Below are 15,926 nucleotides of genomic sequence, written 5' to 3' on the forward strand. Positions count from 1 at the left end.
GCAGCCCAAGCCCAGTGTCGATTCAACCAGTCCAGAGCTAAGTAGAAACCATACATGGCGTGCTCTGCTAACTTATATCAAAAGGCTGAGTATCAGACGCGGCCCGCCGCAATCCTCTTTGCCATCGCAGTCGACTAGTCCGACCAATGGACACGGGGCTTCGGAATTTCCTCATCGCATTTGGCAATTGGGTCGCCGTCATATGGCTGTCGATGCCTCAAATCTTGTCCAGAGCTACACGCGGAAGCAAGATGATGTTTTTCGTGTACCTACTGGAGCCTCTCATCATCGTCTGCGTCTTCTACACAGTTAGGGCCTTTCTAAAGCAAGCCACTCCGAACTACGGCACGTCTTTGTTTCTATTCTACGCCACGGGTTTTTTGCCATTTTACCTTTTCATGAGGGTTTCGTCGCGAACACGGGCGGCCGAAACGGGTGCATATTCCTTTATGCCGCGAGCCAGCGCACTCGACGTCTATATTGCGACAGCGCTACTGGAAGCCTTGCTTAACATCGTCACAACGATTCTCGTACTGTACGCATTGTGGCTCGCTGGGATTGACGACGCTCGTCCCGTCTCTCTTGTGTCGTGTGCTATTCCGACCTTGCTGCTTTTTCTGTTGGGAATGGGCGTCGGGATGATTAACAACGTAATCAACGGCTTCCTGCCGTTTTGGTATGTCGTTTACAGGATATCCACCCGCGGCCTGATTTTCATTTCCGGTGTGATCTTTATCGTCGATCTGTCTCCACCTTGGTTGCGAGATATCATGATCGTCAATCCACTATCTCACGCGATCGAATGGTATCGCCTTGGAGTCTACGGGCGATATCCGCATATTTCTCTTTCCAGAGATTATCTAGTCGAGTTCACTTTGATCACATTGTTTCTGGGATTTGTGCTGGACCGTGCCGCATTGAGACTCGACAGAAAATAGCCGTGTGCCTTGCCATTAGAAGGCGAGTATGTCGTCGTCATTCTGAACGAGTATTTCAGAGCCAGAAGTGGGATGTTCTGCGGAGGGGCGCTCTGGGGGAAGGCTTTCAAATACCATGATCGCATCTGCCAGGCGCTTATATAGCGTGACGCTTCCTCGGTAGACCAGAGCGCCCATCATGTCGCTGCTGACTCGGCGAGCTACCTTTCCGGTACTGGCCAACATGATGATTCCGGCATGACTGCTTCGGAGTTCGAATGCCCTCTCGCAGAACAACTGAAATCTTCGATCCGTGTTGACCCCAATCGAGGTACTCTCGAACAGGTAGAAATCAACGGGGAATGCATAATTCAATAGAATGGCAACCTGTTGCCGGACTTGCGCAGGGAGCGAACGGGGAGGGACGTTTAGGATGTCTCGTCTTCCGACGCCTTGCGCTACGAAATCGGTAATCTCCTTCTGATCTACGCGGTAGAGCCGTGATAACCGGGCGACGAGTTGGTGGGTTGTGTCGTGCCTTACGTACCGAAGCAGTCCGCCTGGGATCGATGTCGTTGAGCGGCGTTCTACCCAGCCGGACGATGGCAGCATGAGGCCCCCGATAATGTTCAGCAGGGCAGGGGCACCCGAATGGCGATCACCCAGGATGACGACCTGGGTGCGCGCTTCGATGGCCCAGCTTACGTCTTCCAGGAGCGTTCTCTTGAATCGCCCTCGGCTGATGGTTTTTGAAACTGAATTCAGAACGATCATTTGCACTCTCGGGAAGTGCTGTGCGCAGGCTGGAATTTTTGTATTCTCAAGAGTGCTACATTGTTCCAGCAATCTTTTGGATAGTCCAGTTGTCAGCGTCTGTAGCGTGGCGACGTCTGACGGAAGTGTGTACCGATTAATGAGGGGCTTGGGTGACTGCGGCAGGCGAGTGGAACGTTGCCTTCGTCTTTGTCGCCTTAGCGGCGACGCGATCAGGGGGATGAAGGGGCTTGATCGTTGTTGGAAGCGTCGAAGCTGCAAGTCCCGGCCGCAAGAGTGGTCGGCTTAGTATGATGAAGAGGTAGTTGATCTTGTGGGACCAGACTAATCGATTGACCCATCTCCAGCGACTGGAGGCCGAGAGCATCTTCATCATGCGGGAGGTGGTCGCGGAATGCGAAAATCCCGTCATGCTCTATTCGATCGGCAAAGACTCGGCGGTGATGCTTCACCTCGCGATGAAGGCGTTCTATCCGGCCAGGCCGCCGTTCCCCTTCATGCACGTCGACACGACCTGGAAGTTCCGGGAGATGATCGCCTTTCGCGATCGCATCATGGCGGAACTCGGCCTGAAGTTGATCGTGCACATCAACGAGGAGGGCGCGCGACGCGGCATCAACCCCTTCGACCACGGTTCGTCCATCCACACCGATGTCATGAAGACGCAAGGGCTGCGCCAGGCCCTGGATCGCCACGGATTCGATGCTGCGTTCGGCGGCGCGCGGCGCGACGAGGAAAAGTCGCGCGCCAAGGAGCGTATCTTCTCGGTGCGCAGCACCCATCATCGCTGGGACCCGAAGAACCAGCGTCCCGAGCCCTGGAGTCTCTACAACGCCCGCAAGAACAAGGGCGAGAGCATTCGTGTCTTCCCCCTGTCGAACTGGACCGAGCTGGATATCTGGCAATACATCTACCTGGAGAATATTCCGGTGGTGCCACTGTATTTCGCCAAGGAGAGGCCGGTGGTGGAGCGCGACGGCACGCTGATCATGGTGGATGACGAGCGCATGCCGCTGCTGTCCGGTGAGACGCCTCAGATGAGGATGGTGCGGTTCCGGACGCTGGGCTGCTACCCCTTGACGGGCGCGGTCGAAAGCTCGGCGGCGACTCTGCCGGCCATCATCGAGGAAATGTTGCGGGCCAGGAGTTCGGAGCGTCAGGGCCGGGTCATCGACCGTGACAGCGAAGGCTCGATGGAGAAGAAGAAGCAGGAAGGCTACTTTTGATGCACGGATCGGCCCCGACCCTGGATTCCTATCTGCAATCCCAGGAAAAGAAGGATCTGCTGCGATTCCTCACCTGTGGCAGCGTCGACGACGGCAAGTCCACGTTGATCGGACGTTTGCTCTACGAGGGCAAGCTGCTGTTCGACGACCAGCTCGATAATCTGAAATCCGAAAGTGCCCGCGTCGGCACGCAGGGCGGTGACCTGGATTTCGCCCTTCTTGTCGACGGTCTCGCCGCCGAACGCGAGCAGGGAATCACGATCGACGTCGCGTACCGTTTCTTCACGACCGACAAGCGCAAGTTCATCGTGGCCGACACGCCGGGGCACGAGCAATACACGCGCAACATGGCCACGGGCGCCTCGACGGCGGACATCGCGATCATCCTGGCGGACGCCTATCGCAGCACCGATCTGCTGACGCAGACGCGGCGGCACACCTACATTTGCTCGATGCTCGGCATTCGCAAGCTGGTGCTTGCGGTCAACAAGATGGACCTCGTCGGGTACCGCCAGGATGTGTTCGAGGCCTACGTCGCCAAGTACCTGGCATTCGCCAGCGAACTCGGCATCGAGCATGTCGAATGCATCCCGATCTCGGCATTGCGCGGCGACAACGTGGTCGTCCCAAGCGCGAACATGCCCTGGTATCACGGCCCCGCGCTGCTTCCGTATCTGGAAACGGTCGACGTCGTCGGCGACGATCTGGGAAGGCCGTTTCGGTTGCCGGTTCAATGGGTGAACAGGCCCAGTCACGATTTCAGGGGGTTTGCCGGCACGATCGCCAGCGGCACGGTCAGGGCCGGAGAGCGCATCAAGGTGATGCCGTCCGCCCAGGAGGCCAATATTACGCGGATCGTCACGAAGGACGGTGACCTCGATGTCGCCGTCTGCGGCCAGGCGGTGACGCTGGTGCTCGATCGCGAAATCGACGTCAGCCGCGGCAACGTGATCTGCAGCGCCGACGCACCGGTTCTCATTTCCGATCAGTTCGAGGTCCATCTCTTGTGGATGGCGCGGGAAGAACTGTTGCCCGGCCGCTCCTATCTTCTGAAGCTCGGAACGGGCACCGCGCAGGCCACGGTGACGTCGCTGAAGCACAAGGTGAACGTCAACACCCTGGAGCGAACGGCGGCGAAGACCTTGCAGTTGAACGAGATCGGCCTGTGCAATCTGTCGTTGGACAAGTCGGTCGCGTTCGAGGCCTATGCCGACAATCGGGAACTGGGCAGTTTCATCCTGATCGACCGCATCACCAACCAGACCATCGGCATGGGGATGATCGACTTTGCCCTTCGCCGGGCAACGAACATCCATTGGCAGAGTCTGGAAATCGGACGGGCCGAGCGGGCGGCGCAGAAGAATCAGAAGGCTGCCGTCGTCTGGTTCACCGGCCTCTCCGGATCGGGCAAGTCGACGATCGCCTCTGCGCTGGAGAAGCGGCTCTTCAGCCTCGGCCGGCATACGTATGTGCTCGATGGCGACAATGTCCGCCATGGGCTGAACCGTGACCTGGGCTTCACCGATGCCGATCGGGTCGAGAACATTCGCCGCGTGGCCGAGGTCGCGCGTCTGATGGCCGAAGCCGGTCTCATCGTCCTGGTTTCGTTCATCTCGCCGTTCCGGGAGGAGCGGGAGATGGCACGCACCCTGATGAACGAGGGCGAGTTTATCGAAGTCTTTGTCGATACGCCGCTCGAGCTCTGTGAGGTTCGCGATCCCAAGGGGCTCTATCGCAAGGCCCGCCGCCAGGAGATCATGAACTTTACGGGCATCAGCTCGCCTTACGAACCGCCGGAGAACCCGGAGGTGCGCATCGAGACGGCCAAGCTCTCAATAGAAGAGGCCGTCCGCCAGTTGCTGGACTTTCTCGAGGCTGGGGCGCCGCCAAAGGCGTGACGAGCAGGTCTAGCGGAAGATGGCCGCCCGGCGGTGAGGGCGCCTTCGCCCAGGCGGCGCGTTCGGGCTAGACTGCTTGAACCAATCGGAGTCGCGACATTCGCCCTATCTTTCTTCATATCGGGACCCATAAGACCGGGACCTCTTCGATTCAGCATTACCTGGCGAAGAACAGAGTTGCACTTCGCCAAAAGGGGTTGGTCGTCCCCGCCTCGGCGGGGCTGAAGAATCACTATAATATTCCGCTCTTCGCCCTGGCCGATGAAGACAGGGGCGCCCTGCGACTGATCCATGGATTGTCGACGGCGGAGAAAGTGCGCGGGTTCCGGGGAGCGCTGCTCGCGACATTGAAAGCCGACGCCGCTTCGTGGGCTGACGACGACACGGTCATCCTGTCCAGCGAGCACCTGATCCACCTCCAGGACTCCGCGGAGTTCGACAGGCTCAAGGAGGTCCTTGCCGCAATGGGGCCGCGTCCCGTGCGCATCGTGATCTATCTGCGACGGCAGGACGCCTACTATGTTAGCGCGTATGCCCAGCACGTCAGGGGCGGCAGCACGGCAGCCTGGATGTCCCCCGAGAGTTTCGATCATCTCGTGCTGGACTATCAGGTGCTGCTCGACCGGTGGGAAAGTGCTTTCGGGAGAGAACGCATATGCGTGCGCGTGTTCGAAAGAGGCCAGCTGACCGGTAATGATGCCGTCGCCGATTTCATGTCCTTCGTGGGCTGTCCGCTGGCAGGCGCGGTCAACGTCGAGAGAAACGTCAGCCTCGGCGCGAGGGAAACGGAGTTCCTGCGCCGGCTCAATCCGTTGTTTCCGCGATTCATCGACGACCGGTTCAACGAGCAGCGGCGCTCGCTGGTACAGGCTCTGACAAGCATCTCCAACGGGCCGCCGCTGCGCCTGGACAGCAAGTGCGCCCTCGAAATCCTCGCCCGATACCGGGACAGCAACGCGGCGATCGCCGCGAAGTACCTAGGGCGCACTGACGGCCAGCTATTCCACGAGGTGCCGGGTGACGCCCCCGAGCAACCCCCGGCATTGTCCGTCGATGAGGCCGTCGACCTCAGCGCCCGGCTTTGGGCGTTCGCGCATGAAAAAGCCCCCAAGCCGACCGGAGAGAGCAGGAAAGTCAGGAAGGCAGAACGGATGGCCAGGATGACCCTGGAACAGCGTCGCGCCCTTCGCCAGGCGCGCCAGGCGCGAGGCGTCGCGCCCTAGCCTGCGACGGAGACCCGGGCCAAGCGGATGTCATGCGGGGGGACGGCGATTCGCAGCGGCTCGCTTGCTGGTTCCGACAGACCCGTCGCCAGGTCGATCCATTCCCAATGTCCAGGGGGCGCCATCGTGACGGCGGTATCGATCGGTGCCGCCCCCTCGTTGAAGAAGATGTAGTAGTGATCGCCGTCCTTGATCTGGTGTCGGATCCTCAGCGCCGGCACGGCCGACGCGAATTGCAGATCGGGCTTCCACAGCTTTCGAAGCGCGGCAAGGCCGGGCTTTTCCTTGGTCCATGACACGATCCGGCCAGCCGCGGCGAGCGGCTTCAGTCGCTCGATCAGGGAAGGGGGCAGGGCACCTTCGACGATCAATACGCTGTAGAACGCATCGCCGATCGCGATGCCCTTCGCGTCGATCGTCGCGCAGGCGTCGATGATGCCGGCATCGAGGTAGTTGAAGTCGATCTGATTTTGCAAACATGCCCGCGCGGCCGCCCAGAGGCATCGATCTCCGAGGGCCAGGATGGCGACGTCGCAAACCTGGCGGGAATCGGTATTGACCCAACAGAGCCGCGCACTGGCCTCGGCGAAGGGTTTGAACTCGCTCCAGTAGGAGCTGTGCGGGCCGATCGGCGGTGGTGAATCCTCGAGGCGATGGCCCCGCACCGAATAGAAGAAGGCATGCGGGATCAGGAGATTCACGCCCCTGCTGACACACCACCATGCCAGCCAGCGGATCTCCTCGAACGTCGTCTGGAGGCCGTATCCGCCGCCGAATTCGCTGCTGTTGAGGCGCCTCTTGAAATGACTCATGGTCGAGGAGGTCGCCTTGGCCTGCGGCGACTCCTTGCCATTCACGGCAGAGGGCTGATCCATCTCAACCTTCCGGTGGACCAGGTCCTGACCGGGAATATGGAAATACCGAAGCGAGGCTATCTCGTCGCCTCGCGCGGGATGGCCGCAGAGCGCCACGCCATGATCGCCACACCAACGGCTGAGCGGAGCGTACCAGGTTTCGGCGAGCCGCTTCCTTATTGCCAGCAGGTAGTCCTGCTTGTGTCGTTTCGCATCGGGTTCGTCGTCGTACCAGAGCGTGGGCAGATGCCGCGTGAAGTCGTAGCCGAGCAGTCGACTGACATGCGGCAGAATTCCTGTGGTTCCTGGCTGTACCAGATTTCGCTCGCGGCACTTGCCGAGAGGGCTCGCCTCATCGCTGAACACTCCGATGATGGTGCTGCCGAAATATTTGCCGAGCCGCGCGAAGAATCTCTCGTGGGTGAGCTGGATGAACAATGCGACGGTTTCCGGATTGAGCAGGTCGGCCATCGGCGGTGTGGTGCCGTCCGGGCCTTCGCCGATGAAATGCAGTCCGCGGCTGTAGGAAGCGACGGGTCGGTCGATCACGGCGACCGTCTGCCCGGCGCGTGCGGTCACGCTCGCGACCAGGTGATGACCGTCGGGAAGAGCAGGCACCCGGCCGTCGATCAGTTCCAGACAGGCCAGTCCGCGGCATGCCAGATCCGGCCGGGCGGCGACGATGGCGCCGGCGCACGCCCCGGACGGGTACATTCCCTCGTCGTAGAGCATCACCCGCATTCCCCGCCGGCTTGCCGTGTCGATGGCAAATTCCATGAGGTCCAACAGCGGCGCCGACATCCAGCTCAAGTCGGTCGGCAGCCCTACGCGGGGATGAAGCACGAAGCCGTGTACGCCGTGAGCGATGAAGTCGTCGATCTGCGTGGCGATGCCGGCTTCGGTGATCGTGTCGTTCCAGAACCAGAACGGCACCATCGAGTGTCGGCGGAGAATATCGGGGTCGCGCAGATCGAGTGTCATTCAGCTGCCGGTGCCTCGCGTCTCGGCCTCGGTGCGCCTGTGCGCTGCCAGAATGCGTTTCCATACCAGAGCAGGCGAACCTGGCTCGGGGGCGCCGTCGCGGGCCAAACGATCCACAAGGGAGGAGCGGCCGGTATGCCGGAGAGCGCTTCTGCAGGGTGGCTGGGGGACCTGGACGCGCACCAACTTTGACGGATGTCCCGATTCTGCGGCTCTTCTCGACCGGCGTCGGCCGGTTGTGGGCGCATTGTGGGCGCACGGCCACGGGAGGGTCAAGCGGGCGATGGGGGATGATCCCGCACAAGGGAAACTGATCTGGACAGCTTCGCTTGGAACGGCACTACGCTTGGCGTTCGTAGCCTATTGGCCCCCGGTTGAAGTGCCCAGCCAGAAGGGGTGCTGGGAAGGGAGGAATAGGGGGACCACACCCATCCCCAACTTGGAGGCCACATCTGACAGCCCAACTAGGAGGGCTGTGGAGAGTGGCCCATGCCATGGCCACCCGCTATCCCACCATAGGGAAAGCCCTTGGCCCACGCCCGACTGCTCTCTAGGCGCTCTTTAAGCGATCCTAAAGACGATCCTAAAAGCTATCCTATAATACAGCACAGGGGGCATTAGGCGAGAGTGGGCCCTAATTACCCCTCAAGGCCCCTCGATGCCGACGCCATCGGTATTCTTGCCACTTCGGCCCCACGGTGCTGAATGCCTTCGCCGTGGCTCCACTCGTCTCCGCTCAGTTAGCGATGGCCGCTCCCAGTAGGGTGACCGAGGGTGGCGCGTAGGATGCCCGCCAGAGCCATTTTCTGACTCGTGGGATTCGATCCGAAGGTGGGCGGCTAGGTGGGTGCCACCCGAGGGCCCGCGATTCTGTGCGGGCAGAATAGGGCCCTTAGCGGAGAGATTCGCGGTGCGATTCGAGATGACCGAACTGGACCCTGTCCGGCCAGCCGCGCGAGCAGGCTTCGGACCTGCGACCTGCCCCAAGCTCCCCCGCGCGGTGCGGCGATGCCCGCTTCGTTGACGTGGTGGCGAGTTGCGCGAGCGTGGTCACCTTGGTGGCCTGCGCCTGCTCATTTGCACAGCGTAGACCCATGATGTGTGTAGGCTGGCCTGCGACCTGCCAGCGACGCGGAGGTCTGAGCGGGCCCCACGACACGGGCCGCTCTCGAAGTCCCCGAGGACTGGTCGGCTCGCGGCTATTGCCCCCGCCCTACCGCCTCGCTGTCGAGCAGGCGGCATGCCTCCAGCCTATCGCCTCGCATATTTCAGCTCGGCCCTGGGCTCGCTGCCATTCCGCTGCCCGCTCAATGGAAGTGAATACAATCCAAATCGCGAATGCGATTGCGCCGTACTTGGTAGCCCACAGAACGAACCCCACGGGCCCTCCCGCGTTTTAGGAGCGATTCTCTTACACGTCGCGCAGCGCGAACGTCACGTCCATCGAATGGGAGAAGGGCGACAGCAAAAAACAGATAGTGGCACGCGATGATGGCGAGACGTGCGTATGGGCCTACTGGGCGAGCACCGCCTTTGGGTCCTCTGGATGGAGTGCCCTGCTTGATGGAGATGCGACGGTAGCGGGTATGGACAAGGCCCCAGCCATCCCCTTCGCTCAGCACCCACATTTGACAGCTCAGTCAGGACGGGTGTGAGGGGTGTCCCATGCCGAGACCAACCCCCATCCCACCACAGGAAAGCCCAGCCCCACGTCTGACTGCTCTCTAGGGGCTCTCCAGGCGATCCCAAAGATCATCCTAGAGGCTATCCTAGAGTATAGCTGCACGGGGGCGTAGGGCGAGAGTGTGTGCTAATTGCCCGCCAAGGCCTCTGGATGCTGACACCATCGGTACTCTTGGCACTTCCGCCCCATGGCGCTGGTTCCTCTTACGGTGGCCGCCACCCGACTCCGCTCATTGAGCGATAGTCGCGACCTGCAGGGTTTGACTGGGGGGGTAGCGCGTAGGATGCCCGCCAAGGCCATTTTTTGACTCGCTGGACTCGTTTCTCGGCCGGATCACGGGGTTCCCTCCCACCAGAATGGAAGACTCCCTACGGGCAGAAAAAGGGCCTTGGCGAAGAGACTCGCAGTGCGAGTCGGCGGGCGGGAAGATGGGGGCGACAGGCAGGGGCTCTAACCGCCCGCGCGGAGCCGCTCCTGTAGTCGCGCCACGCCCGCAGGGTACCACCTGCCGCCCCGAGGCGACTCGATCTCGCGCCGATTTAGCTCCGCCGCGATGGCCGATAGGGACACCGCGCCGCTCGCCACGACGTCGGCCAGAGTCTCCCGCAGCTCCTCTGCTCGCCGCTCGGCTGCCGCTGACACCGCCGCGATGGCCGCATGGTTCCCCTTGGCCGCCTTGCGGAGCGCCGATGCGCCATTGGGGTTGCCCAGCTTGCGGCCCTCCAAGGCGAGCCGCCGACGCGCCACCGCGAGAGCATCCTTGGTGCGCTGAGCGATCAACTCGCGCTCCCGCTGGGCGATCACGGCCATGATCCCCACCACCGTCTCGTCAGCCGTGGGGAGGTCCGCCGCTACGAATCGTACGCCGCTATCACGAAGGTGGAGGAGGAAGGCTGCATTCCTCGACAACCTATCTAATTTCGCTATCAGAAGCCGCGCCCCGCTAACCTTGGCGCGACGTATGGCACGCTGCAACTCGGGGCGCTCGTTGTTGCCGCCGCTCTCCACCTCAACGAACTCGTCGAGTATACGGCCCCCCTGCGACCGTACCAGTGCAGCAACTGCGTCCCGTTGGGCTTCGATGCCGAGACCCCCACGGCCCTGCCTGCCCGTAGACACTCGCAAGTAGCTCACCCACTTCGCCTCGCGCATCACGACCTCCGGTCCTTACCAAACCGCCTAACGAACGTTGCGCGGATTGATACGACGGGCTGGCACGGATGGTCCCTGAGTCAAAACGACTCATATACGGTTGAGGGGGCACCCGTGCCACAACCGCGCTTCCAATCAACCTTGGAGGATGGTGATGAAGTGGATTGTCGTCGTTGTGATTGCGATGCTATCGGCGGGATGTGCGTCGCCGGAGCGGTACCGGGAAACCCTCCAGACATGGGTTGGGAAGCCTGAGGCCGACCTTGTAGCCGAGTGGGGCGCACCGGACACGTCGTACCGCGCTGACGACGGCACCCGCCTGCTAACCTACTCACGGGTCCGCAAGTACAACGCCGAGGGCGTGATACTGACCGGCCGGTGTAAGACGACGTTCAAGGTGGAGCAGGGGAAGGTTACGGGCTTCAGCTTCCAAGGGAACGAATGCAAGTGATCTCCTTTTCCACCTGCGACAGGACGACTCATTGTGCTCAGCCTCACTCGGGACCGGGGGGGGCCGGGGGGTATCCCGTGAGCCGATGACGTCGGGAGGGCATACGAATTTTCCGCTCATTTTGCCCGTTGTCCCCAAGGATCGAGCTTACTCGAAATTCCGCTTGGTGATATATTCTCGGCTGCTGTGGGGAGCCAGTTGAGGAATGAGCCACTGTGAAGATCGGCCCCAACAAGCCCTGCCCGTGCGGCAGTGGGAAGAAGTATAAGAAGTGCTGCAATTCTCCCACCCGGAACGGTCCTGCGCCGAGAGCCCCGTTGGAGATCGATTGGGATCGCGTTAAGCGCCTACAGCAGCAGCATCTTGCGGACGAACGGATCCGCGAGGTTCAGCAAGGCCAAGGGAAGCCGATCATCTCAGGCACTCTTGGGGACCACACGATCGTTGGGGTCGCCAATACGGTCTATTGGGGAAAGGGATGGAAGACCTTCCCTGACTTCCTGTCTCATTACCTGAAGACCAAGCTGGGGCCCGAGTGGGGCAATGCAGAGATCGCCAAGCCCTTCGCCCAGCGCCACCCGATCATTCAGTGGTACCAGATATGCTGCGAGCACCAACACGCGACCATCAAGATTCCGGACGAGGTCAGCAGCGCCGAGATCACCGGAATCGTCATGTGCTACTTGGGCTTGGCATACGGGCTCTACCTGCTCGACCACAACGTTGAACTGCAGGAACGCCTGATCCGGCGCCTGAAGGACCCCGGCAACTTTCAAGGCGCGTACTACGAGGTCATCGTGGCGCGTGTCTTGCTGAAGGCAGGGTTCACCTTGGCTTTGGAGGACGAGACCGACGGGCTAACCAAGCATTGCGAGTTCTCCGCTACATCAAAGACGGGAAAGAAGTACTGGGTCGAGGCTAAGATGCGGGCAGTAGCCGGCCGATTGGGTAAGACCCGGCTCGACGGTAGCTCGGACGACAAGCCGACGAAAAAAGTTGTCACGCATCTGAATGCCGCCTTAGCGAAGCCGGCCGCCAACGAGCGCCTCATCTTCATCGACCAGAACACAGAGCACGGCCTCCAGGGGGACGTCGAGAACCCGCGGTGGATGGCCCCTTTGGCGTCGCGACTGGAGCAGTACGAGCAGCGCGAGATGCCCCCGGGTACCCGTGGATACTTGTTCGTGACCAACATCGCCTACCACCTGCAGCTCACCCGGCGGCCGGTCGCAAGCGTGTTCCCATATGGGCTCGGGATGCCTGATTTCATGAAGCCCGGCACGATACAATTGGGGGACGCCTATCGACGCAAGCGAGCCCACGCAGATGCCTACGCGATCTTGAACTCCTTTCAGACCGATATGACGTTTCCCACGACCTTCGATGGCTCACTGCCGTCCGTTGCGTTCGACGGGGCGCAACGAATATTGATCGGAGAGACATATCGCTTCGAGAGCGGTGACAGTTCCCCCGACGTAGTCGGAACCGTTACCTCGGCAACCGTTGACGAACCTCGGAGCGAGATGATCCTTGGGATTACCCGTGGCACGGTCCACTCGACTCTTCGTCGCCCGATGTCCGAAGCGGAGCTGCGCGATTTCCGGGCGCACCGGGACGCCTACTTCGGCGAAGTCACGATGTCGGGACGGACGATCACAGAGCCGCTTGAGATGCTTGAGTGGCTGATTGAAGCCGAGGCCGGCCGTACGCGCGAGTCGTTCCTTGCCCATCTGCGTCAGCGCCCAGACTACGCACGATACGAGGCCATGAGCGATGACGACCTGCGGATCGCTCATGCCGAGTTAATGGTCGCTTCGATGTGGACAAAGCCAAGGCCGGTCGACAACGGCGTGCATGACAGCGGCGGCGCCTCGTCCGGCGCCGGCTAGGCGTCCTCCATCCGGGCCTCACTGGGTAGAGTGTTCCGGATCGTCGCCGTCAGCTCATCGGCAGCTTTCTGAAGATGGTCAGAATGCCAGATGATTGTCGTGTGGTGGTTGACGTCGAAGTGGGGACGAGACTTGGGATCATCGAAGACGTCCTTGGAGCAGGTGTAGATAACGGGCTTCTCCAGTCCCTCGGCGAACCCCGCCTCCCAATAGGCCCCTGCGTTGCGGTGTGTGAGGTCCGCTATCAAAAACGCGGCAGAGCGAATTTCGGCGCGTAGCCTGTTGTCGATCAGCCCGGCCTCAGGATACTCATCCAAGCGCCGCAGCTTGAACCCTGCGCGGTCAACTGCCGCGCTGAAGCAAGACCGATAGACGATATCAAGCTGGGGGTCATTGTACTGCATCGCCATAAATGCCGTGCGGCTTCTTGTTACCTCATGCTGTAGTTCCGAGTACCTTGCCCAGCCCGCAAACGTCATTTGCACTAGGAACTGCGGCGAAGAGAGGACTCCGCTCACCGAATAGCTGATGAGCTTCTGGTCCTGAAGGTGTGACGCAATGTAGGAGAGCCCTTCTGTTCGAGCCGGCTTGTCGGCGGTGCCGATTGTCGCCGCCACTTGCGGAGCAGGGAGAGCTAACGTCCGCTCCGGGGTGGACACGAGGAGCGTGCCAAGCCACTGAATGAGATTGTCTGCCTGTTCCTGAGGCGAGGGCATCTGTCGTCGGAGTACGTCCTCATAAACTGCGCGTGTTACCTGAGGGTACCGATTGGGTGTTCGCGTCATCCGGCGAATGACATGGGACGCCACAGACCGCACAACCAAAGCTTCTGCTTCCTGCATCTGTAAGAATGCCCGACTGAAGGAATGGCTGGCGTCGGTATCCAAGTAAAATTCGCCACAGCGCGGACAACGGATCGTGTAACCCACTTCAGGTCCGGCGAAAGTCTGCAGACAGGGCGTAGTACATATGGGGCAGGGCTCCTGCTCCTGAGACATCTCTAACCTCCAAGCAATTGCCGTTCCGCTCCGAGTGGCATCTAGGTCGCTACTGGTTGTGTGCAGATATACAATTACGCTACTCAGAGGCACGACGATAGTTCTCGCTGGGCGCGGTCTGTGCAGATCAATCGGGCGCTGAAATGTGAACCTCCGGCCAAGCCACTTTGGCTATCGCGTCGCGCAGCAACGGTAGCGGCATGTCTTTCTTGTAGACCCTTTCCGATGTCCCTTCGCCCTCATGCCCTGTCAGCTCGTCCACGATCACGGTCGAGACGCCCGCCGCGAACAGCTTGGTGGTCACGCCATGTCTGAAAGAATGGTAGTCGAGCGCCGTTTCGTAGAGGCCAACGGCCTTACGGTAGTTCGTCCACCACTTGGTGAAGTGATAGCCGAGCTTCTTGTCTGGCCCGGCAGGCTTCAGCAGCGGGAAAACCATGTCGCCCGCCTTGGGCGCCGTCTCGCGGACATAGTCGAGGAACCCTAGGCGCTCCAGCTCGGGATGCAGAGGTACCCGCCGCGCGGACTGATCATTCTTGATCTGGCGCCCATCCTCTCCGTGAACGCGGAGGAACCACACGCCGTCCGCCTGCCTGACGTCCTCACCACGAAGCTGCGCGAACTCCTCAAGTCGATTGCCATGGTACAGGCCTAGGAGCGGCAGCCAGTACTTCTCATCGCGGATCACGTGCGGACCGGGCTGCGACCTGAAAACTGGATGGCACCCCGTCCAGACTGGCGATTGGAACAGCTTCGTCAGCTTGTCGCCTTCCCACATCTTCCGCCGGCTGTTGGCGCGGCCTTTCCGAGGGAACTCGAATCCGTGCGCGGGATTGTCGCCTTCGATGAGTCCATGGCGCTTCGCGTAGGTGAAGAAGCCACCCATAGCGGAGAAGTGGCGAGCCACGGTCTTCATTGTCAGGCGCGGAGCGGGATCGTCCTTGGCCGCTTCTACGATCTTCGCCAGCGTCATGCCGCGCCAACGTTTGTCCTTGGAGTAAAGCGCGGGGAGAGCCCGAAGGGTGTTATAGAACTCGCTCAGATTGCGCCGGGTGTACTGCTCCACCGGCAGGTCGCCGCAGACTTCCTTGAACATATCGAAGGTGGCTTCGTTCTGAGCGAGCGACTGGCCGCGCCAGCCCTTATCCTTGACCGCGAGGTCGATGTAGGAGGGTAGGGCCGCCGAGAAGAGCGGGCCAACTGGCTCCGGGGGGCGCGAGGTCGGTAGGGTTGGGAAACTCGCGGGAGTCGGCTCGCTGCTGAAGACCTGTGGAACCTGGCCCAGAACGCGGCGCTTCATCTCCTCGAACAATTCGACGCGAACTTCCAAAATCCCTTGGGCAAGCGCATTTCGATGTTCAGCGGGGATGCCGTGCCGTTGGATGAGTCCGCCTACAGTGTGGGCAACTGATCGGTAGTCCCGCTCCGCAAGGGCCCGGCGGGCGTCACCCAAGTTGTCGACCACGGCGTCGAGGTCGACGTCGACCGGGTCGTCATCCGGCGACGCGCCCCAGCCATAGACTGGCTTCCCCGGTTTGGCTGCCAAGCGTTGCTGGCTGTCAGCCTCCAAACACTCGGCGAGGTACGCGCGAAGGATGGAGCGAATTAGGGGGAGGTCGGTCACGGTGGCCACTACGCGAAAGAACTCGCCGTCTAACTTCGCCGCGAGGTACTCGGCCACCCGGAACCCGCGCGTCCCGAGCGACAGAGAGACCTCGCTTCCAAGTCGAGCGGGCAGACGGCGACGCCAGTAATAGATACCCCGCTTCCGCGTGAGGTGAGCCACTTCGACGCGGCCGGAGCGCAAGCCGATGTGGGAGCATTGTGGGAGCGCGGAGCCCATGAGCGACCTTCCGAACAAGGCCGGCGGTCGAAAAGT

11 protein-coding genes and 1 pseudogene are annotated in these 15,926 nt (G+C 61.1%); 7 read left to right on the forward strand and 5 right to left on the reverse strand.

Annotated elements, in window-relative coordinates; genetic code table 11:
* The first annotated feature begins 146 nt into the window (after nt 1-146).
* Nucleotides 147-938 (forward strand): ABC transporter permease, encoded by a 792-nt coding sequence (locus ACP15H_RS05825; RefSeq protein ID WP_425065263.1) that lies wholly within the window; start codon nt 147-149, stop codon nt 936-938.
* Between the two features lie 15 nt (nt 939-953).
* Here the strand turns inward: ACP15H_RS05825 and ACP15H_RS05830 are convergent, their stop codons facing one another.
* Nucleotides 954-1,691 (reverse strand): hypothetical protein, encoded by a 738-nt coding sequence (locus ACP15H_RS05830; RefSeq protein WP_425065264.1) that lies wholly within the window; start codon nt 1,689-1,691, stop codon nt 954-956.
* Between the two features lie 374 nt (nt 1,692-2,065).
* On the opposite strand from ACP15H_RS05830, the gene cysD reads away from it, so the two are divergent.
* From cysD to ACP15H_RS05845, 3 genes are all read left to right on the forward strand, one after another.
* A complete protein-coding gene (cysD, locus tag ACP15H_RS05835; protein WP_425069864.1) occupies nt 2,066-2,917 on the forward strand; it encodes a sulfate adenylyltransferase subunit CysD in 852 nt (283 codons plus the stop codon).
* Nucleotides 2,917-4,815: a sulfate adenylyltransferase subunit CysN gene (cysN, locus tag ACP15H_RS05840; protein ID WP_425065265.1), complete on the forward strand. Its 1,899-nt coding sequence runs from the start codon at nt 2,917-2,919 to the stop codon at nt 4,813-4,815. The genes cysD and cysN overlap by 1 nt, the downstream gene beginning before the upstream one ends.
* Nucleotides 4,816-5,012: 197 nt before the next feature.
* Nucleotides 5,013-6,038 (forward strand): hypothetical protein, encoded by a 1,026-nt coding sequence (locus ACP15H_RS05845; protein ID WP_425065266.1) that lies wholly within the window; start codon nt 5,013-5,015, stop codon nt 6,036-6,038.
* Here ACP15H_RS05845 and ACP15H_RS05850 read toward each other — a convergent pair.
* Nucleotides 6,035-7,873 (reverse strand): hypothetical protein, encoded by a 1,839-nt coding sequence (locus tag ACP15H_RS05850; protein ID WP_425065267.1) that lies wholly within the window; start codon nt 7,871-7,873, stop codon nt 6,035-6,037. The genes ACP15H_RS05845 and ACP15H_RS05850 overlap by 4 nt on opposite strands.
* Nucleotides 7,874-10,007: 2,134 nt before the next feature.
* Nucleotides 10,008-10,709, reverse strand: coding sequence for a recombinase family protein (locus tag ACP15H_RS05855; protein ID WP_425065268.1), 702 nt, complete (start codon nt 10,707-10,709; stop codon nt 10,008-10,010).
* A gap of 154 nt (nt 10,710-10,863) precedes the next feature.
* On the opposite strand from ACP15H_RS05855, the gene ACP15H_RS05860 reads away from it, so the two are divergent.
* The 3 genes and pseudogenes from ACP15H_RS05860 to ACP15H_RS05870 all read left to right on the forward strand — a co-directional run bounded on the left by ACP15H_RS05860 (nt 10,864) and on the right by ACP15H_RS05870 (nt 13,049).
* Nucleotides 10,864-11,160, forward strand: coding sequence for a hypothetical protein (locus tag ACP15H_RS05860; RefSeq protein WP_425065269.1), 297 nt, complete (start codon nt 10,864-10,866; stop codon nt 11,158-11,160).
* Nucleotides 11,161-11,375: 215 nt separating this feature from the next.
* Nucleotides 11,376-11,438: pseudogene (locus ACP15H_RS05865) on the forward strand (SEC-C metal-binding domain-containing protein); the annotation flags it as partial.
* A 39-nt stretch (nt 11,439-11,477) separates the two neighbouring features.
* Entirely contained in the window at nt 11,478-13,049 is a 1,572-nt protein-coding gene (locus ACP15H_RS05870; RefSeq protein ID WP_425069990.1) for a hypothetical protein, read from the forward strand.
* On the opposite strand, the gene ACP15H_RS05875 is transcribed toward ACP15H_RS05870, so the two are convergent.
* Nucleotides 13,046-13,765: a hypothetical protein gene (locus tag ACP15H_RS05875; RefSeq protein WP_425065270.1), complete on the reverse strand. Its 720-nt coding sequence runs from the start codon at nt 13,763-13,765 to the stop codon at nt 13,046-13,048. The two genes, ACP15H_RS05870 and ACP15H_RS05875, sit on opposite strands and share 4 nt — an antisense overlap.
* A gap of 409 nt (nt 13,766-14,174) precedes the next feature.
* Entirely contained in the window at nt 14,175-15,890 is a 1,716-nt protein-coding gene (locus ACP15H_RS05880; protein WP_425065271.1) for a tyrosine-type recombinase/integrase, read from the reverse strand.
* Nucleotides 15,891-15,926 lie beyond the last annotated feature (36 nt).

Source organism: Reyranella sp. (assembly GCF_965249915.1).
Classification (GTDB): domain Bacteria; phylum Pseudomonadota; class Alphaproteobacteria; order Reyranellales; family Reyranellaceae; genus Reyranella.